Source organism: Staphylococcus sp. GDB9P120P, assembly GCF_017893435.1.
GTDB lineage: Bacteria > Bacillota > Bacilli > Staphylococcales > Staphylococcaceae > Staphylococcus > Staphylococcus cohnii.
The window spans coordinates 19,492-38,621 of sequence record NZ_JAESNB010000013.1 but is presented as its reverse complement, the minus strand read 5'-3'; the positions used below and the strand labels follow the sequence as shown (position 1 = coordinate 38,621).

The window sequence follows — 19,130 nt, the reverse complement described above, 5'->3', positions numbered from 1 at the left end:
TGATGTTAAAGTGTTCTAAATTCATCAAAGTCTACACCTGGTTTGAAATAATTATATATTGCACCGTAAGGGTTAGTCATTATGTCATCAAGCTTGGCTATCATTACATCAAAACTATTTTGACCTTTAAAAGCGTCTTCAAAATCTACCGTTTTGAAATCACGTTTCAATTTACGATAATTTTCATCTTCATTACTCACAAATAACAAACGCCATTCATCTACAAATTCTTCAAAACCTGCATGAATATGAAATCTTTTCATAGTGTTATTTGACTGATTAAAAAAGTCTTTATATCTCACTAACTTATCATAAGTAAACTTTCTAGCTTTTTTAGATCTTTCAACTTCTAACATAATGCCTATAACGTAACCATCTTGTCTTTCTAATAAAATTGCACCATCAGGACGAATAACATCTTCACGGCCGTCATTATATTGAAAAGTAGTTCTTTGCTCGTTTGCATATTCTAGTAAGTCAACGGCGGGTATTTTATGTCTTTCATATGATAATACAACATCATTAACGGCTAACTGGTGCATATACCACATTGGAAGCTTTTTCTCATATACTGATTTGAAATGCGTATAACCTTGCATACTTTCTAAAAACATACTACCTGTTTTAGTTAAACAATATATTGAGTTTGGGCGCTTAGCTTGTAATGTTGCTTGTGCTTTAAATTTAGTAATATAGCCGTCTTCTTCTAATTTGGTTAATCTATTCCAAACCGATTTTTCTGATTTCATTGAACCATCATCATTTAAATATATTGCGGTGCGTATTTGCTCGATAGTCAAATATATATGAGCTTCTAAGAAGCTAAATAATTTGAAGTCTTTTTCATTTAATGTTGTATATGACATGCCTTTCTCCTCCAATTTTTTGAGGAGAGAACGTTCCATTTTGTTAATTTTAATCAGTCCCCCTTATCTGTGAAGCCACTTAAAAAGGAACCTACATTTTTTGATTGCTCTGTTTCCTGTGAAACTTGATTGTCTTCATTCGGTTTAGTTCGTTCCTCTTGATTGACTTCGTCTTTTGATGTTTTCAAGACGACTTTAGATTTATTTAATTTAAGTTTTTTTGTTTTAGGTTTAATTTCTTGTTTTTGTTCTTTTGGCTTACGTTTAATCTCTTCTGGAACAATCGGTTTACGTTTAATAACATCAGCTTTAAATTCTTCTTGTTGCTTACCTTGATAAGTGTATTCTTCATCTTCAAAAAATGCTCTTACCATTTTAGGTATCTCTTTATAATACATACCGTTGTTAGCGCTTAACTCTACAGCCTTTTTCATAGTCCATTCGTCTGCAATTTTAGGTTCATACTGATCTTTATAATCAGCAACTTTCCCATCTTCCATAACACGGTCAATAGGTTTCACTTTAACTTGTGTTTTAACATTAACTGTTTCGCCTTCAATAACATCTTGTGTTCTCAATGCACAAACATTGTCGGGCAACTGTTTAAAATAACTTTCAGTGTAATGTTGTTCTTTTTTGTCGCTACTTTTGAAGATTTTAGTTGCTAATGCTGAACCACTTTCCCCCTGTCTACAAACAAAGAAATTAGATTGATTATTAACTAATGCTGATCTTAATTCTGAATTTAAATCATCTAAATTTTGTGTAGCAATTCCTAATGAATGGCCGAATTTTCTTTGTTCACTGATGATTTTAGGGAAGATAGAAGCTTGTACTTTATGCGCTTCATCAACAACCGTTAAATGAAGTAAAGAAGTGTCGGCGGGTCTTTGATCTGCAACACGATAATACATATAAGCAATGTATGAACAAAATATTTTAATTTCCTGTTCACTCATTCCTACTAGGTCATAAAATACTATATGCCCTTCGTCCATCCACTTGCGTATTGGTAGGTTAAACTCTTTCTGACAAAACAGATTTCTTAATGTACTGTTCGATTTAAATACATCTAACCTATTCAAAACAGCTTGACCTGACGGACTTTCAATTAAATCAGAAGCTTCATTATCAAAGAAATTAACCACTTCATACATTTCTGTATATGGTCTAATACGGTCAATGATACGTTTTCTAAAAATATCATCATTTTTGTATAACATTCTTATAACGGACATAATCGTATGAGTTTCTTTTGGATCATGAATTAACGCTTTAATTGTGTATCGCAATAGTCTTTCAGCTTGGGTTGCTGTATCAAAGTTTTCGCTGATAATTCTGAAAACATTATCTATCATTTCTTCAGAATTTTCGCCATCTAATTTAGCCAACAAATTACATGCTAACGGGTATTCACTATCTTTAACTTTGATGAAATGTACTTTATCCCAATCTACCTCGTTACCTTCAAAAGTTTCAAAAACACGCAATCTATTAAGTAATAACTTTATTGCGCTTCCTGAAGGGTCTACTAATGAAAACCCTGGCGTCGCTTCTGAACTTTCAACAAAGCTTTTATTGAAGTTATTCAAAATACAATTTAAAAGGTTCGTCTTACCTGAACCCGTTGCGCCTGTAACACAAAATTGTTTTCTTAGTATTTCAGGTAAAATAAATACTTCCCTATCTTTAATTATAGGGTGGTCTAAAGTTCCCAATTTAAGACCCGTTGCTAAAGTGTCTTCACTTAAAGGCGTATTACCTAATTCAATATATGGTGTAAATGGCTTAATTTTATCAATCAAACTATTATCTCGATTAATAACTGGCATATGCACAAAATTAGCTAATTCTCTTGAAGTTAAAACACTTTTACCACGTTTCCATAAATTGTACCAATCCACTACCTTAAACATTGAAGGCCTATATACAAGTTCATTTACAGACTTACATTCATTAAGAATTGTATACATATCTTTTAATAAATGCTGGCCGTCATGTGAGTTAGTCGCCATACTTATTGTTGTATCAAAAGCAACATCACTATACGTAAAACGTTTGTTGGTTTCTTTCCAAATCTCCTTTTCGTAATTATCCCGATCCTTAAATTTTTGCTCTCTAATATCTTCATCAGTCTTTTTTATAGCTTTTCTTAACTTAAAACCGTAATTTCTTCTAAATCTAAATTGTAACCATGTATCAGGTTCCATAATGCTAACTATCTTAGTTAAATTATCATGTTGAAAGTTTTCTATAGGATAACCCTGTTTTAAAGAATTATGTTTTAACTTAGCATAACCAAAATATGATCTTTTAGTAGGAAAATCTAAATGGCTTTCATCTGCTTCATGAAATTCTATGTTTGGATAAACATTGCTAAAATGTTTTCTAACTGAAACCATTAACTCTTTATCCCCTGCTAAGTAAAAACCTAATTTACTATCCTTACTTTTTCCTCGTCTATTTTCTCTATAGATCAAAAAAGTAAACCACGGATCTCCATAAAAAAATCTTTCAAAAATATTTCTTCTAGTTGAATGAATATTTTTTAATAATTTAAAGATTTTATCAGATTTAGGAAAATCTCCTTCATAAGTTAATATTCTATAATATTTCATATTTTTCTGTATTTTAATTATTTTCATAATAAATCGTAATATTATAGAAAATATTATAAATACAATTGCAAGAATTGCACCAGCGATCAGTGACGCTCGCGCTGTGAAATATATGAGTAGTGAGAGGATAAGGATATAGGATATGAATAAGGAGAGTTGTCTAAGAAGTTTAGACGTCATATGTGGATACCTCCCGTTTGTATTTGGTTGTCAAGGTACAGTGGATATGTCGCCCCCGCATTTAACAAATAAAAAACAAAGTCTTCTCCAGTTACGATTAATTAAGATGATTATATTATTCTATGAATAATGTAATCTTATTTAATCTAACAGGAGATAGTCACGAAAAATACGGTGGTTTTATATCCTTAATTACATTTTACCTTAAAAAGACTGTGAATACAACATATTTTTTGTATTTTATGTAATGGGTTATATAGTTCAATATGGTATGGATTATGTTATGAATTAAATTAAACCATAATCTTACTATATTATCTTTAATCCATAATATAATCTAATATATATTCACACCATAATTAAATGAAATATACACCCATAATATATAATTGTTTTTGGGGAGAGATCTCCATTTTGTTAAAAATATTTAGGTATATTTTTTGTTTCTTAGCACCTGCTAATTTTAATTAGTAGGTGTTTTCTATTATTCTACATAACTACTTAACTACTCACTTATATATATTATTTACAACAACACTCAAGCACACCTGATATACGTAATGGCACATTGGACAATTAAAATTTAACTAATAAACCGTTCATATAAAATTTCATTACCTTCTATAAATTGAGTATGCCGATCTATATATGTGAGTGTATTTTCTATTTCATTCATCAAACCGTTATTTTGTACCATTAAACTATGTGTATTTCTTTCATTGTTTACAAGGTATCTAATAGCGCTTATATAGCTTTCTTTTTTCTTTTTAAGACTTTTAACCATCTCAAATAAACTTTCAATATACACGCTTTTTAAAGCAATGAAAGTTTCTGAATATCTACCGTTTTTAATTGTGTATTTTATAATAGTTCCTTTGTTAATATGCTTTTCAAAAATAGCGTATAAAGAAGATCTAGCCATTCCTAACTTTTTAGCAATAGCACTCATTGAGCCTTTAACAAACACTTTCTGCTTGTTTGTATGTTCATTTAAATATCTTTCTAAATCGTCTTTACGTTCATCAAAATGGCTTCTAACACGATCTTTACGCTCTTTTTTATGTTTCCAAAAACCATTGATACTTACACCACTATTACTATACGCAATTTGGCCATCACTAAATGCTTCTAATAGGTTTTCTACATGCTCACGCATTGCACCACCATAACGACCGCTATAAGCACTTTTAATTACTCTTTCAACCTCTTTATATGATAAAGGGTTGGCTAAGCGCTGATTAAAAGCATAGATATTACTTTCTGCTTCTTTTAAATCTACATTTTTTGAATAATAGTACAAAGCCACTGAAAACATTGTGTTATTTCTACCAACACCATATCCAATTGATGTAACATCTGCTTCTTTTAACAAATAATCAACCCATTCAGGCGTTAATTCTTGGCCATTGACTATACTCTTATAAAAAACATTCTGATTTAAACTGTGTTTTTCTGAATACTCTTTACTCCAGCGCACCATATCATCTTTTATACAGTATTGATTTGTAAACAACTTTACATTATCTTTTGTAGGCAATCTGAAATAACCAGTAGATACACATTGATTATCTATTGGTAAATATTTAGAAATTGCATATGCTAAACTACTATGTACTTTTTCAGCCACTTTCAATGCCTTTTTTTCTATACCTTTGCCATAAAATGGAATGTCTAACACAAAGTATAAATGCCAACCTCTAGGCGTCTTTACATACAAGTTAGGCATTTCTACCCCTTCATTTATATGTGCAGAAGCTAAGCTTTGAACTAATTCGTTATATTCAATATCTTTATCAATATCTAATACAAAAGTATTGATTTGTTTTACATTATCCTTTGTTCTATTCACTATTGGATATAAATTAGTAACCTTCTTATCCTCAACATCTTCTTTTTTCTTTGTGCTTAAATAATTATATGGGTTTGGTGTCCAGTGGCTAAATTTATGACCGTATTGAACTAAAGCTTCTTCAGACGAAAATATAACACCATACCCATTTTGTAGTAATTCTTTAGTTGGAGAAACAGCTATACGTGCTGATCTCCAATTTTTGGGTTGTGTAGCCTTAAATTTAGCTTTTTCTAAATCTGTAGCTTTAGAATTTTTAAATTTATACTTTTCTATACTTCCATGTAATATAAAATCATAAATTTTATTAATATTTAGCATTGCCTGCACCTCCTAAACAAAAAGACTGATAACGCTTGTAAGCGTTATCAGTCCTTGTTTAGGCGTCCATATACTTTTAAAGTAGTCGAGTAGCGAAGTAGAAAAGTAGCGTCTTTTTCTTTACTTTCTTCTCTCATGCCCCTATAATTTAGGTATAAGAAAAGTACAAAAAATTACCTAAAATATAAGGTATGGAAGAAGACCCGAAAACCGTTTGTATACGTTAGGTTCAGTAACGTTTCAAGCGCTAGAAGTTAAAAATGTTGGTAGCAATTTTAACTTTGCACGTGGTCTTTTTTCATATCTTTTTTTTGATTAATTCTAGTATAAACTTCTATATTGACGATTGCAATAATTTTGGTACATTTGCAAATAAATTAAATATTATTTGTTATAGGCTCTATTTGCTAAGTCTTTATTATCTTCTATAAATTCATATAGTGTGATTTCATATAAATCAAGCATACGTAAAATTGTTTTAAGTTTAACTTCTTCTAATTTTTTATTCTCAATTCTGTTCACAGTCCATATATTAATTCCTATTATGTCAGCGACTTCTTGTTGTGTGTACTTCTTGCCCTTCCTTATCCCTTTAAGTTTAGAACAAAGTTCTAATAATATATTTTCATTCATCTTGTTTCCCCCTAATTAAAATCACGTTTAATACGATATACTGTTGATCTACTTACACCCGTTTTTCTTGCGATCTCATTACCTGATAACTCTGTATTATTGTATAGATACATAACATAGTTCTTCACATCTTCCGTAACACCTGGTCGTCCGCCTTTTCTTCCTCTAGCTTTTGCTTCGTTTAAACCTTCAAGGGTTCTTTCTCTATTCAAATCTGTTTCTAATTCTGCAAAGCCACTCATTACAGTAAATATCATTTTTCCTAGTGGGCTATTCATATTAAAGTTGCCATCTAATATTTTTAATTCTATATTATGTTCCTGTAGCCAACTTGCTAAATTTATTAATTGTTTAGTTGTGCGCCCTAATCTATCAATTTTAGTCACAACTAATACATCATCTTCCCTTAAATATTTTAAGCACTCATCTAATTTACTTCTATTTGTTTTCTTGCCACTCACTTTTTCAGAAAATATTTTAATACAACCTTCAGCTTTTAATAAGTTAATTTGTGTTTCTAAACTTTGACTGATCGTTGAAACTCTTGCATAGCCTATTTTAGCCAAAATATCGCCTACTTCCTTTATAAATAGCTTTAATATGAACGATTGTGTGCGCGTTTACGTATAATGGGCTTCAAAATATTTTTTCGCGGCGTCTGAGGGCTTCTCTCAGCTTGGTCAAAAACCCTTTTTACCTTTAGTTTTGACACTTTGATTTTAACACATGTTTTGACCAAGTACGAATATAGTTAAAGGCTTATAGAATTTATTCAGTTCTATAAGTCTTTAACCCTTATATATAGCAATTATTCAAGCGTATTTTTTATTAAATTATTTTATTTATTGAAATGTATTATTTTCTAATGTCATACCCTTGTCAAAACCGATCATTTTTGACCAGGGTATATGCTATTTTAAAACCAATACATATCATTATGTATTGCTGTAACTATAATAATACCCAGTCGAATATAAAATTGCTTTTTCTCTTTACTCCATTTACTTTTTTCTTTTAATGTTTCAGTGCTAGAATGTCTAAATATATGTGTATCTTTTCTATACTTCATTATATCTTTGTTATCAATATAACCATAAAATACGCATTCTGATACATCCTTAAACTTACCTTCTTCTTTCAATAAGTATTCTATACAATTATTTAAAGTTGCCAGTTGATCGTCTATTGTCTGATCTTCAAGACCACCCCTACCATTAGCAATTTTATTAATAGTAGTATTCAAGTCTTCTTCAACTTCAAAAAATGTATCGCTATTTTTTTTAATTATTTCCAGTTCGTTGATTAATTCCCTGCGATCAGTCCACGGTATACTATCGTCGGGGTTGTATCTTTTATTCGCTCTTATTTTGGCCTTTATTTCATCATAAGCAAATCTATTTAATGGGGTTTGTTTATTTACTACATTAGGAAATTGTTTAATGTAATAACCATTACTCAATAACCATTTTAAAATTGCTTTGTACTCTTTTTCATCTGCAATAGTAAAGTCTGAATATCTAAAACAGTTAGCTTTTTCAAATTTTGGTTCTAACGTTTTTTTAAAACTTTCTATTAAATCATCAAAGTCATTGTATTGGTATTGCTCTATTTTTATCAATTTATTTTCCCCTTACCCTAAGCTTTTTTATCATTAATTATACACTACCTTGATGATATAATGACTTATGTCATCAACAATCCTAACTGTTGAAATCAGACAAGTTAGGAGGTGCTAACAATATGTCTGTATTAACAATTATTTACTCAACACTTATTGCGCCAATAGTTATTGGCATAGTTCTTACGACTTATAAACATTGGTTAAATAATCGTAAGCGTTGATAGCTTTAAATAACCAGGCACTAAAAAACGCCATCTACTACGGCTATAGTAGATGGCGTTTGGTGCTTCAACATGTCTGTCGAAACAATTATTTCTCAACTTACTTACAGTATATCCTCTTTGTTATTGTTTGTAAAATTTTCTATATATCTTCATAGCTTTGTATTTTATAACTTTCATCTGATTTATTATACTTCAGTACATATTTAGATTTTATGCTATCTTTATTCTGATTTTCCTTTTTCAAAATGATATTAACTTTTCCCTCTTGATAATTAACACTTTCAAATTCAGGTCGTCTATATTTGTTTTCCTTCTTACTTTCTACCATTGACCGCATATATTGCGATAAATCACTATTACTTTCAATATATTTGTCTATGACCTTATAACTACTTTCTTTATAGGCTTTATTCAAATCTTTAGTATAGTCTTCCATAAACGATTTAGCGCCTAATTCAATATCTTTGATACTCTTTAAATAGTCATTAATAGTATCTTCATTAAATTTCAAACTTATATTTTGAGGTTCTGCCCCCTGATCGTCTTTTATAGTTACTGTATTAGTTTTAAATGATTTATCGCCTATTTTACCTTTAGCATAAACTTTTAAAGGTTCATTTATTGGATAAGCACCGTAAACTTTATTGTTTTTATATTCAATAGGCTTATCATTGATATAAAGTTTTATATCATCATTCAATTTTTCACTGTTAATTAAATTCACTTTAAAATTCGCGTCTTTAAAACTAGCGTGTGCAATGACTTTTTTATCACTATTTAGATTATCTGTATCAAATCGAATATTGCCCTTAACCTTGCCTTTAATCAATGAATTATCATCATCATAAATTTTTTGGGCTTCTATATCATATTTACCTACAAAAAACTTACCAATATTTGTTGTTTTATTTTTAGGCGCTGTAATAATTTGTTGTTTATCTTCAACATTATTAAATTCATATTTAGCATTTGAATATGAATTATTTTCTATATATACATCATGAAATATAGGTTTAAAAGCCAATCTATCAATAAATATAAACTTGTTCCCATTCATAGTTATTTCTATCAACTTTCGTTCTTGCTTGTCTGTTATATAGCCAAAATCAACCGTATCACTTTCACTATTTTTGATATTGCTTTTAATATTGTTCATTTCTTTTTTGAATTTGTTATGGTTTTCTTTCTTGGCCATGTAATCTACAAACTGTTTAGCTTCTGCATGGGTAACTTTAACATCTTTAGAAGTTAAAGTTTTAGATACTTCTTTATAGTCTTTAGATTGAACAGCTTCTTCAAAATTATCTAGTTGCGCTTTTGCGTTATTACTTGTTATAAAGTAATATATTAATCCTACCAACATAAGCATTACAACAACTATAGGTACGATTATTATCATATTTTTATGATACTTATATTTATCAGATCTTTTATATTGATTATTATTTTCCATATAACTACCTTCTATTACTATTTATAAAATAGATAGTATTTTAAATAACTTTGCACGTCTTCTATATCTATATTCTGCTCTATGTTCTTTACTTGTTCTAATTGAAATTCCATTACATGTATTAAAGTTTCAAAAAATTCACGTTCTCTTTGCTTCAAGTTGTTATTATCTATATATTTATTATTTTCTTCTACATATGCAAAGCCATTATTATTATCTAAAAATTCATGTTTTATATAAGTATCAATGTTTGACTTTAATAAATTCATAGAGTGAAATTCAGCATGTATAGTAAATTTATTTGTGTAAATTGGTTTTAATATTTTATCGCCTTTTTTACTATATCCTAGACCGTCATTTGTAATACTTATAAAGCTTGATAGTTTCTTAACACTTTTTATTAAATTATTATAGCGCGTTTTTACCCCATTATATTTATTTTGATAAGTTTGAATATATTTAAAACGATCACTTATATTCTTGCACTGTATCATAAATTCTTCGTCTTTCGTTCTATCCTTACCATTCACATTGTCTATGTAACTTCTAACAGCACTTTTATTTTTAGTTATATCTCTACCACTATCTACATACATTTTTTTATCTGCTTTAATCTGTTCAAATACCGAGTTCAATTCTTCCTTGTATTGGCTATAGTTAGACAAAAGTAATTCTATTAATCTTTCTTTTTCTTCTTCATATTTCATACTATACATAAAAATCCCCCTCATTATATAAACTCACTAAAGTATTTCATTAAATAGCTTTTTCTATAATATTTCCTTGAAATATGCTTCAATTTAGGGTTTTGAACTTCCCTAAAAATGTTTGTAAAATCTGCAAATTGACTATATAAAGCACCATCTAATTTAGTAATGAACAAATTTTCATCAAGTAATTCTTCTAATGATACATAATAAGCTTTAATTTCTTCATCAAATTCATCAATTAATTTACTAGCTCTATGATTACCGTCGACTACTAATAATGCTTGTGCAGGTTCTTGCTTAGGATAAAATGAACCTCTAGTAGTAACATAATCTGGTACTACTATAATAGGATCATTTGATAATTTAACATCATTGTTTCCTTCATAACTAAAATTAACTAAATCATTATTTTCAGAACCAAAAATTTTATAACTCAATTTAATAGGTTCATTGCCACGTTTTTTTACATAATCATTTATAGCGCCAACATTAAAAGCAATATCACATATAAACGAAGCCCAATGATTACCACGAGAAACACTGTAAACCTCATTTTCATCTATTTTGTCTAATTCACTGAACAATGTCTTTTCATCATATAAGTCATTTAAATTTGATATAACCTTAACCCAATCATTATTTAGTTTTGATACATATTCATATTTACTTATGTCTAATTGTTCTAAAATACTGCTATAGTCCATTACTTTTGGATTAAAGGTATACAAAGAATAATCGTTGCAATTTAATTTCATATAATCCCTTCTTTCTTCACAAAACAGAACATATGTTCTATAATATTGATGAGGTGTTGAAATGTTACCTAAAAAATATGCTAATGAAACAGATTATAGAAAAATACCACGTAAGTATCTAAACCCTAATATCCCACAAGGTCGAGGAATGAAAAAATGGCTACCTATGGCCACAATCCCTGAACAATATGAACAGCTTGAACAATTCATAAAAGATCAAAGTAAAGTGCCTGAGCCTTCTCAAAGTGAAGACCAAATACTTGATATTAACAATACTATAGTGGAAAAAATGTTTAATAATCCTAGCGCAAATATAAAGTATTATCACAACGGTAATATAAAAAATCTTTCTGGAACTATTCATAAAATAAATATTGAAGATAATACTTTGCACATCTACAACGATAAAAATAATATGATAGTCATTCCGCTACCTCATATATATAGTGTTGATTAAATAACACCGTTTTCACGGTGTTATTTTTTATGGCAATTTAACTTCTATACTTTCTACACCTTCTAAATCTTTTGAAGGCTCTATTATCATTGATTTTTCGTCATTATATCTTATAGACTGCATAAGTTCTTGCGGGCTTTTTATGCCTAATTTAATCGTCGCATTTTTTACATCATTTAAAAATTCGTCGATATTATTTTCAGGAAAAACCTGCTTATCTAATTCAAATATTCTATAAATATCCGAGTTGCTAATTTTATAATCTCTATTACCAAAAATATAGCGTGTGAAATTATCGCCATCTAGTGTTTCCATCACTTTTAATTTACTAATTGTATTTAGTCTATGTTCTTCATCATACAGCCCAGTATGTTGAAAACCATCAATATTACTTATATCTATTACTGTTTTTAAATAACGCTTATATTTCGCTATTTTTTCAAACAACTTACTTATTATCGTATTTATATTTTCAACTGATACAAAAGTTTTTTGAGGTTTAATTGCTTCTGTTCCTTTATCGACTTTAAGAATTTCTAGCGGTAATATAATTTCAAAATCTTCTTTTTGGCATTCATTTTCCTTAACGATTACATAATTAATTTTAAGATGAACATTATCTGAAGTGTCTTTATCTTTAAGTTCATCAATAATAATAGCATCAGTTATTTTAATAAATGTTTCATCATAGCCCATTACGTCTAATAATTTCAAAGTGTTAATAATATCTTCTAAATTGATAATTTCGTCTTGCTTATTTTCATCAGATATACTTTTATAATAGTCATTAATTGTAAACATATCCTTGCCCCTTTATATTTTTTTATTTTCATCAATTATATCAATTTTATTATCGTAACGCTTTCCATTGTAGTAAATTGGGCTATTGTCTATAACGTTTATACCTCTTTCAAATATGTTATTTGTACCCATTTTTAAATTAACTCCTTTATCTTTATTTTCTAGCTTTAATTTATTAAATTCTTGATAGTCTATTAAGCCGTTTTTATCTGCAATTCCTAATTGTTTTAAATCTTTTAATGTTATATAACGTGTTTTTAAATACATCATATTTAACACTCCTTTTTAAGTACGGGGCGGGCGCGAGGTCAGTTTGTATATTATGCGGTGTAGTTCGACGATTGGTTTTTATCGTCGGGCGGAACTGCATAATATACAAACTGGACGAGCGCCCGCCCCCGTTTTTTTGGGGGCTTGGCTCATACCAATTATTCTAATAAATCATTTATATTGAGTTCTGTTTCTAATAACTCTAGTTCTTCTAAACTTGTATAATTGTTATCACTTACTACTAAACTATCTAATACATCAATACTTAGCAATTCCCCTATAAGCTTTAATCTCTTGCCAACCATAATATCGTTGACTGATGGCGTCGGGTCTTATCAAGAGTAAATTACTAAAAATCCATTAACATCAATGTTTTTACTTTAAGAACATATATTTAACGTGTTAAATCAAATGAAAAAATACAATGTCATTATTAGATGACAATTGATTACGGTCAGAAGAATGTACCACAAATAAAAAAACTAATTCCTTTTTATTTTATCGAGGAATTAAGCTTTTGACCTGCAACAATCACGCCCAATTTCGGAATATCTATAATATGATTTCGATCTTAAATTATCTACTTTAACTGACGCTACCTGCTCGTTAAAGAAGACCTATTTAAAAAAGTTTATACTGCACCTGCCTTTATTATGTAAGTAAAAGTAGTAAAGCTTTAAATTGGTTTTCAAAAAAGTAGGGTTGATTATTTCTTTTTCATCAATTATTATTGTGTTATTATCACAATATGAGAAAGGAGGCAAAAAGTAATGGGAATTGATTTCATTAATGTCGAGTTTAGAAAGCATGTAAAAGTTTCAGGGGATTTAGGTACAACGGGATCAGTATGTCCTTTTTCACAAAAACAAAAAATGGAAACACTACCGGAAAACTTTTTGCCTCCTTTTATATAATGGGCAAAAATTTATGAATCTATTGCATTTGTAAAAATGCATACGAATGATTAGGCACCGGTTGTTAAACTGGTGCCTTTTTTTTGTTTGATCAGTTCAGTTAGTTTGGAGAACCGAATCTTTAATCATGCTGTAGAAATATGGTGAGTTCGTTGATTTGGTTTTACAATATAAATAGATATGAGGTGAGGTTTATGGTGAAAGCAGTGGATTTAGCCTCCTAAAATCACAATATATTTTAGGAGGAAATAAAATGAAAAAGGATAGTAAATCTAAAGAAATGATTCAATCTGAAAAAAGGGGTTCTACTAGGCTTTTAATGATGGTACTCTCCCTATCTGTACTTGTAGGTGCAATTACGGCTGATTCAGTCAATCCCGTACTTCCACTAATAAGCAAAGATTTAGAAGCTTCGAAATCTCAAGTGAGTTGGATAGTTAGTGGTATTGCACTTGTTCTTGCGATTGGAGTTCCGATTTATGGTCGAATCTCAGACTTTTTTGAGTTACGAAAGCTATATATCTTTGCCATTATGATTCTGGCAAGTGGTAGTCTTTTATGTGCAATTGCCCCGAACCTCCCATTGTTGGTTTTGGGAAGAATGGTTCAGGGTGCTGGGATGTCCGCAATTCCAGTTCTATCAGTCATTGCAATTTCGAAGGTTTTCCCACAAGGAAAACGTGGGGGAGCTTTGGGAATTATCGCAGGAAGTATTGGTGTTGGAACTGCTGCTGGTCCAATATTTGGTGGAGTAGTTGGTCAATATTTAGGGTGGAATGCCTTGTTTTGGTTCACATTTTTGTTAGCCATTATGATTGTTATTGGTGCCTACTACGCGTTACCGACAATTAAACCGGCAGAATCCGTAGGAAGCAATAAGAACTTTGATTTCATTGGTGGTTTATTCCTCGGCCTCACAGTAGGATTACTCCTTTTTGGCATCACTCAAGGAGAAACTTCTGGTTTTTCTTCGTTCTCATCGTTAACTAGCCTAATTGGTTCTGTTGTAGCTTTGGTGGGATTTATTTGGAGAATTGTTACCGCAGAAAATCCATTTGTACCACCTGTCCTGTTCAATAACAAGGATTATGTCAATACGGTCATAATTGCATTTTTTTCGATGTTTGCTTATTTCGCTGTTCTTATGTTCGTCCCATTACTAGTCGTTGAGGTGAATGGACTCTCTTCTGGACAGGCTGGAATGATATTGTTGCCAGGTGGTGTGGCTGTTGCAATCTTATCTCCCTTCGTTGGCCGTCTTTCTGATCGATTTGGGGATAAACGTCTGATAATTACTGGGATGACTCTGATGGGGCTGTCTACCTTATTCTTGTCCACCTATGCATCTGGTGCTTCACCTCTGTTAGTTTCCGTGGGGGTCCTCGGAGTAGGGATTGCTTTTGCATTCACGAATTCTCCCGCAAATAACGCCGCAGTAAGTGCACTCGATGCAGACAAGGTTGGTGTCGGAATGGGGATTTTCCAAGGTGCTTTGTACCTTGGATCAGGAACTGGAGCAGGTATGATTGGAGCATTATTATCCGCTCGACGTGATGCTACTGAGCCGATAAATCCATTATATATATTGGACGCTATGTCCTACTCAGATGCGTTCCTTGCAGCTACAGGGGCAATACTCATTGCCTTAATAGCTGGATTAGGTTTAAAAAAGCGTGGGTAATAACTTAGTTATGTAAAGATTAGTTATTGTTTAGTTCATCTTCTATAGTTTAAGCTGTAAATAAATAGCTTAGGAATCACGCAAATTTGAATTTCTTAGAATAGAATACTTTTAAGTAACTCAACTTTCGTACACTGTTTTATTGGTGCGAAAGTTGAGTATGTTAAGGATGAAACAATGAAAACATTGGTGATCGTTTCTCACCCAGATATGCCAAATTCTCGAATCAATAAAGTTTGGGTAGAAAAAGCAGCGTCTTATTCAAACGAAATTACCATTCATGATCTTTATAGAGAGTATCCTGATTTTATTATAAATGTAAAAAGAGAGCAGGAATTAGTTGAAAATCATGATAATATTATTTTTCAATTTCCATTATATTGGTATAGTTCTCCTTCATTATTAAAAAAATGGATCGATGAAGTGATTATATATGGATGGGCTTACGGATCAAAGGGTAAAAGAATATTTTATAATCGAAAATTAGGATTAGCTATATCAGCTGGCGTAAAAAAAGGTGAATTTACAAGTATGGGTAAAAACAAGCATACATTAACCCAGATGTTAACACCATTCAAATCTTTATGTGCATAGATTCATGCTGAATATGTACCAGAGTTTGTACTTTACGGTGCTAATTCGGATATGAAGGGCGAAGAGATACAGAAAAGTGCTAATGAGTATTTGCAATATATTAAAAAGTATTATTTAAGAGCATAAAACACTTCTGCGATCATGCCAACAATACTAGAAGAAAGCCCATTTCCCCTTAACACATTTAGGGAAATGGGCTATTGAAGTTATTGAAGGTTTTAGCGATTTCATTTTAGGTAGCCAATTCAAAGTGCCCAATAAATTCCAAGAAACACAAATCTGCTAAAACAGCTTGCCATGTAATTTTTGAACTTGATCCTTTAACCGTTCATTCTCTTCTTCTAACGCCTTTATACGGCTTTTTAAGGTTTTTATTAATACGTCCTCTGAACGAGGGCTTTTACTAGGTTTACGGGGGGTTAACTCACTTATCTGCATCCCTCTTAATGTCTCCACTCTAGTTCTAATATCTTTTTGTTTGTAAAGCCATGACTTTGAAACATTTGCTTTTTGTGCAACGGAATTAAAATTAATCTTCTCTTCTTTCAATGCCATCTCTGAAATTGTCTTTTCAACCCTAATTCTTGTTTTCTCCGACTTGTCTTTAGCTAGCTGAACTATGGCAGTTGTGTTACCTTTTCTAATCATTTTAATTCGTCTCCTTTAACGAATGAATAATCTGTTCTAATCTATTTTTAACACGTTCATTGGTTTCAACCTGACGCTGCCATTGGTTTTGTTTAGCCCTATTTAGTATTTCTTTAGTTCGCTCTAAGTGCTCTTCATGTTCAGTAAGAAATTGTTTACTTGTACAGAAATTCGTACAATCTAAACATGCATTTGCGTGAGGACATGGTCCTGCAATTACTGGTAACCGACAATAGCCATTAGGAAGTGCCTGTGCATTGATATTCTTTTTAAACCATTGAAGATCTGTATTGTCAGCTTCAGTATTTTCCTCACTTAAATCCAGAATGCTACCGTTATTCGTTACTAAGGTTTCCTTAAATTTCGTAAATTCCTTCTTTAGGGTTTCATCAAAAATATGTGCATATCTTGCCGTCATTTCCGGTGATTCGTGACCCAAGAACTTCTGGACAATATGTTGTGGCACTCCGTTATTTATCATTCTAGTGCCAACTGTATGCCGAAAGGCATGAGCATGAAAACGAAAAATTTCTCCGTTGCTGTCCGTTATCTTTTCTTCATAAGCTAGTTCATTTAATTTAACCCTAAAGGTATCTTGTTTCAATGGTGAGCAATCTTTTCGGGGAAACACATATACACATCCATCATCGAGTTCATCAGCCACCCTTTGCTCTTGAACTAATATCAATGCAGCAATTTCTTTAGAAATAGGAATGATATGCTCTTTCTTCATTTTATCAAGAAACGTTCGTAAAAGTATATGTAAATTAGAGAACGTTCACAATTTATTTTCATATGTTTATGAACGGTACTTTCTCTTTATATAGGGTCACTTAAATAGTGTTCGTAAAAGTGTACTTTTACGAACGCTAATAAAGTGAGAAATCAAATGATATTAAAAGGTTTTCAAAAAGTTGAAGAAGAACTTAGCAAGAGGGTTTCAGATTATATAATTGAGGAGGGTTTTATGAAGCTGAACGCATTCCCGAATACTTTCAAGTTGTTCTCTAGAGAGACTACATAAATTAACTGCCAAAGACTACATTTTTAGAATGCCATAAACATCTTCAAGTATATATTTCATTAACTTACATTTGTATTTAGGGAGAATAAAAAATCCTCCCAATTATTATTGGAAGGATTATCTATTCATTTATACTAAATAAGAGTTTTTTGTCATTCGACAAACAAAACATCTAGTTAAACTGATTTAAAAAAAATGGATGACTAATCCTATATCTTAGTACTTTGAAACTTATTCATTTCAAATTAGAAGAATACAGATTAGTTAATTATCTTCCACCCAGTAGTCCATTCATATTTGAAGAAAATACTAGCATAATTGAGTTATCAAAATAATATTAATTGCATTAATATTATTTAAAAATTCACCTTATTATATCAGCTATATACCTTGTTCAATACTATTGGCTATTTTGATAATTACCATATAATTGACCACAAGCAGCGTCAATATCAATCCCAAATTGACTTCTAATTGTGACATGGATACCAGCAGACTTCAAAACTTTGTAAAAGGCTTCTACCTGCCCTTCGTTTGCTTCTCCATACATCTCAGGTGCACTTATTGTAGGATTGTATCGTATCAAATTTACATGATATAACTTCCCTGATTTATAGCGACTTTTAAGAAGGCTAACAACTTCGTTTGCATGCTCAAGAGAATCATTTACACCAGGCAACATGATATAAGCTATATATACTTTCCTTGAAGTTAATCTTATATGTTCATCGAGTATATTCATTACCTCATCTATTGGGTATCTATCATTTATTGGCATCAATTTGCTGCGTTCCTCACTATAAGGTGAGTGTAATGAAAATGTAAGATTTACTTGAGGATATTCCTGGGTTATTTTTTTGATACTAGGTATAATACCAATCGTTGATATAGAAAGTCTACGAGGACTTAATGCAAATAAATTAGGATCCGTAAACGAATCAAGAGCATCAAATACTTGACGGTTGGCTAGAGCTTCACCCATTCCCATAAAAGAAATGCTATCAATTTGATGACCTAATAAATGGAAGTATAAAACTTGATCTGTTATCTCATCTACAGTTAGGTTTTTTTTCAATCCAATGTCGCCTGTAGCACAAAATTTACACCCAAAATTACATCCGCATTGTGATGATATACAAAATGACTCCCAACCTGCTTTATACTTCATGTTTACCGTTTCTACTCTCTCATTCTTTGATACTTCAAAAAGCACTTTCGTAACTTGCTCTGAATTTTGCTCTGCTAAGAGCTTGATATTCAAAACTGTTTCTCCAAAATTATTTATTAAATCCTCCCTAAGTAATTTTGGAAGAACCTTCATATCCTCAAATCGACTAATTCTTTGTTTAAAAATCGCATTGGTTATTTGTTTTATTCTATAATCAGGCTCATTATTACTTCTTAAAAATTCCTGTATTTTACCATACTTTGTTTTATTATTAAAATTCATTTCTTTCATCCTTTCACAATTTGCTCTAGTTAAGAATCAATTTCTTTTTGCACACAAAAAA

18 protein-coding genes and 2 pseudogenes are annotated in these 19,130 nt (G+C 30.8%); 5 read left to right on the top strand and 15 right to left on the bottom strand.

All coding sequences use genetic code 11. The features are described from left to right. Positions 1-5: 5 nt before the first annotated feature. The 6 genes from KA856_RS13075 to KA856_RS13050 all read right to left on the bottom strand — a co-directional run bounded on the left by KA856_RS13075 (position 6) and on the right by KA856_RS13050 (position 8,085). On the bottom strand, positions 6-866 hold the full coding sequence (locus KA856_RS13075; RefSeq protein ID WP_015585947.1) for a replication-relaxation family protein: 861 nt from the start codon (positions 864-866) through the stop codon (positions 6-8). Positions 867-919: 53 nt separating this feature from the next. Next, complete coding sequence (locus KA856_RS13070; protein ID WP_015585948.1) at positions 920-3,664, bottom strand: ATP-binding protein; 2,745 nt, start codon at positions 3,662-3,664, stop codon at positions 920-922. Positions 3,665-4,247: 583 nt separating this feature from the next. Beyond that, the gene (locus KA856_RS13065) at positions 4,248-5,834 is read right to left on the bottom strand and encodes a primase C-terminal domain-containing protein (protein ID WP_015585937.1); all 1,587 of its coding nucleotides are present in this window, start codon (positions 5,832-5,834) and stop codon (positions 4,248-4,250) included. A 384-nt stretch (positions 5,835-6,218) separates the two neighbouring features. After that, entirely contained in the window at positions 6,219-6,467 is a 249-nt protein-coding gene (locus tag KA856_RS13060; RefSeq protein WP_001632623.1) for a helix-turn-helix transcriptional regulator, read from the bottom strand. An 11-nt stretch (positions 6,468-6,478) separates the two neighbouring features. Next, positions 6,479-7,033 (bottom strand): recombinase family protein, encoded by a 555-nt coding sequence (locus tag KA856_RS13055; protein ID WP_015585936.1) that lies wholly within the window; start codon positions 7,031-7,033, stop codon positions 6,479-6,481. 350 nt (positions 7,034-7,383) lie between these two features. Continuing rightward, entirely contained in the window at positions 7,384-8,085 is a 702-nt protein-coding gene (locus KA856_RS13050) for a hypothetical protein (protein WP_015585945.1), read from the bottom strand. A 122-nt stretch (positions 8,086-8,207) separates the two neighbouring features. On the opposite strand from KA856_RS13050, the gene KA856_RS13045 reads away from it, so the two are divergent. Beyond that, complete coding sequence (locus tag KA856_RS13045) at positions 8,208-8,309, top strand: type I toxin-antitoxin system Fst family toxin (protein ID WP_032495651.1); 102 nt, start codon at positions 8,208-8,210, stop codon at positions 8,307-8,309. Positions 8,310-8,451: 142 nt separating this feature from the next. On the opposite strand, the gene KA856_RS13040 is transcribed toward KA856_RS13045, so the two are convergent. The 3 genes from KA856_RS13040 to KA856_RS13030 are packed head-to-tail and all read right to left on the bottom strand — an operon-like array spanning position 8,452 to position 11,230. After that, a complete protein-coding gene (locus KA856_RS13040) occupies positions 8,452-9,765 on the bottom strand; it encodes a TcaA NTF2-like domain-containing protein (protein WP_015585944.1) in 1,314 nt (437 codons plus the stop codon). Between the two features lie 17 nt (positions 9,766-9,782). Beyond that, complete coding sequence (locus KA856_RS13035; protein WP_032495650.1) at positions 9,783-10,481, bottom strand: hypothetical protein; 699 nt, start codon at positions 10,479-10,481, stop codon at positions 9,783-9,785. A 14-nt stretch (positions 10,482-10,495) separates the two neighbouring features. After that, positions 10,496-11,230, bottom strand: coding sequence for a hypothetical protein (locus KA856_RS13030; protein WP_015585942.1), 735 nt, complete (start codon positions 11,228-11,230; stop codon positions 10,496-10,498). A gap of 61 nt (positions 11,231-11,291) precedes the next feature. Here KA856_RS13030 and KA856_RS13025 point away from each other — a divergent pair, with 61 nt between their 5' ends. Continuing rightward, the gene (locus KA856_RS13025) at positions 11,292-11,687 is read left to right on the top strand and encodes a YolD-like family protein (RefSeq protein WP_015585941.1); all 396 of its coding nucleotides are present in this window, start codon (positions 11,292-11,294) and stop codon (positions 11,685-11,687) included. Positions 11,688-11,714: 27 nt separating this feature from the next. Here KA856_RS13025 and KA856_RS13020 read toward each other — a convergent pair whose 3' ends face one another. From KA856_RS13020 to KA856_RS13010, 3 genes and pseudogenes are all read right to left on the bottom strand, one after another. Beyond that, entirely contained in the window at positions 11,715-12,488 is a 774-nt protein-coding gene (locus tag KA856_RS13020) for a hypothetical protein (RefSeq protein ID WP_015585935.1), read from the bottom strand. A gap of 12 nt (positions 12,489-12,500) precedes the next feature. Beyond that, entirely contained in the window at positions 12,501-12,758 is a 258-nt protein-coding gene (locus tag KA856_RS13015) for a hypothetical protein (protein ID WP_015585940.1), read from the bottom strand. A gap of 158 nt (positions 12,759-12,916) precedes the next feature. Then, a pseudogene (locus KA856_RS13010) lies at positions 12,917-13,078 on the bottom strand (JAB domain-containing protein); the annotation flags it as partial. Positions 13,079-13,528: 450 nt separating this feature from the next. On the opposite strand from KA856_RS13010, the gene KA856_RS13005 reads away from it, so the two are divergent. The 3 genes from KA856_RS13005 to KA856_RS12995 all read left to right on the top strand — a co-directional run bounded on the left by KA856_RS13005 (position 13,529) and on the right by KA856_RS12995 (position 15,947). Next, positions 13,529-13,672, top strand: a complete 144-nt coding sequence (locus KA856_RS13005) for a hypothetical protein (RefSeq protein WP_002360221.1) — start codon at positions 13,529-13,531, stop codon at positions 13,670-13,672. A gap of 253 nt (positions 13,673-13,925) precedes the next feature. Next, positions 13,926-15,353, top strand: coding sequence for a chloramphenicol/florfenicol efflux MFS transporter FexA (fexA, locus tag KA856_RS13000; RefSeq protein ID WP_113555347.1), 1,428 nt, complete (start codon positions 13,926-13,928; stop codon positions 15,351-15,353). A gap of 177 nt (positions 15,354-15,530) precedes the next feature. Further along, on the top strand, positions 15,531-15,947 hold the full coding sequence (locus KA856_RS12995; RefSeq protein WP_000855243.1) for an NAD(P)H-dependent oxidoreductase: 417 nt from the start codon (positions 15,531-15,533) through the stop codon (positions 15,945-15,947). 282 nt (positions 15,948-16,229) lie between these two features. Here the strand turns inward: KA856_RS12995 and KA856_RS12990 are convergent, their stop codons facing one another. From KA856_RS12990 to cfr, 3 genes and pseudogenes are all read right to left on the bottom strand, one after another. Continuing rightward, a complete protein-coding gene (locus tag KA856_RS12990; protein ID WP_000619629.1) occupies positions 16,230-16,595 on the bottom strand; it encodes a DUF6262 family protein in 366 nt (121 codons plus the stop codon). A 1-nt stretch (position 16,596) separates the two neighbouring features. After that, a pseudogene (locus KA856_RS12985) lies at positions 16,597-17,334 on the bottom strand (tyrosine-type recombinase/integrase); the annotation flags it as partial. A 685-nt stretch (positions 17,335-18,019) separates the two neighbouring features. Continuing rightward, positions 18,020-19,069, bottom strand: coding sequence for a 23S rRNA (adenine(2503)-C(8))-methyltransferase Cfr (cfr, locus tag KA856_RS12980; protein ID WP_001010505.1), 1,050 nt, complete (start codon positions 19,067-19,069; stop codon positions 18,020-18,022). Positions 19,070-19,130: the final 61 nt, after the last annotated feature.

Excerpts from the sequence above, each read along its gene's own strand:
- KA856_RS13005 (WP_002360221.1), top strand. The coding sequence starts at position 13,529 with ATGGGAATTGATTTCATTAATGTCGAGTTTAGAAAGCATGTAAAAGTT.
- KA856_RS13060 (WP_001632623.1), bottom strand. The coding sequence starts at position 6,467 with ATGAATGAAAATATATTATTAGAACTTTGTTCTAAACTTAAAGGGATA.
- KA856_RS13035 (WP_032495650.1), bottom strand. The coding sequence starts at position 10,481 with ATGTATAGTATGAAATATGAAGAAGAAAAAGAAAGATTAATAGAATTA.
- KA856_RS13070 (WP_015585948.1), bottom strand. The coding sequence starts at position 3,664 with ATGACGTCTAAACTTCTTAGACAACTCTCCTTATTCATATCCTATATC.
- KA856_RS13030 (WP_015585942.1), bottom strand. The coding sequence starts at position 11,230 with ATGAAATTAAATTGCAACGATTATTCTTTGTATACCTTTAATCCAAAA.
- KA856_RS13015 (WP_015585940.1), bottom strand. The coding sequence starts at position 12,758 with ATGATGTATTTAAAAACACGTTATATAACATTAAAAGATTTAAAACAA.
- KA856_RS13045 (WP_032495651.1), top strand. The coding sequence starts at position 8,208 with ATGTCTGTATTAACAATTATTTACTCAACACTTATTGCGCCAATAGTT.
- KA856_RS13075 (WP_015585947.1), bottom strand. The coding sequence starts at position 866 with ATGTCATATACAACATTAAATGAAAAAGACTTCAAATTATTTAGCTTC.
- KA856_RS13065 (WP_015585937.1), bottom strand. The coding sequence starts at position 5,834 with ATGCTAAATATTAATAAAATTTATGATTTTATATTACATGGAAGTATA.
- KA856_RS13025 (WP_015585941.1), top strand. The coding sequence starts at position 11,292 with ATGTTACCTAAAAAATATGCTAATGAAACAGATTATAGAAAAATACCA.
- cfr (WP_001010505.1), bottom strand. The coding sequence starts at position 19,069 with ATGAATTTTAATAATAAAACAAAGTATGGTAAAATACAGGAATTTTTA.
- KA856_RS13020 (WP_015585935.1), bottom strand. The coding sequence starts at position 12,488 with ATGTTTACAATTAATGACTATTATAAAAGTATATCTGATGAAAATAAG.
- KA856_RS12995 (WP_000855243.1), top strand. The coding sequence starts at position 15,531 with ATGAAAACATTGGTGATCGTTTCTCACCCAGATATGCCAAATTCTCGA.
- fexA (WP_113555347.1), top strand. The coding sequence starts at position 13,926 with ATGAAAAAGGATAGTAAATCTAAAGAAATGATTCAATCTGAAAAAAGG.
- KA856_RS13040 (WP_015585944.1), bottom strand. The coding sequence starts at position 9,765 with ATGGAAAATAATAATCAATATAAAAGATCTGATAAATATAAGTATCAT.
- KA856_RS12990 (WP_000619629.1), bottom strand. The coding sequence starts at position 16,595 with ATGATTAGAAAAGGTAACACAACTGCCATAGTTCAGCTAGCTAAAGAC.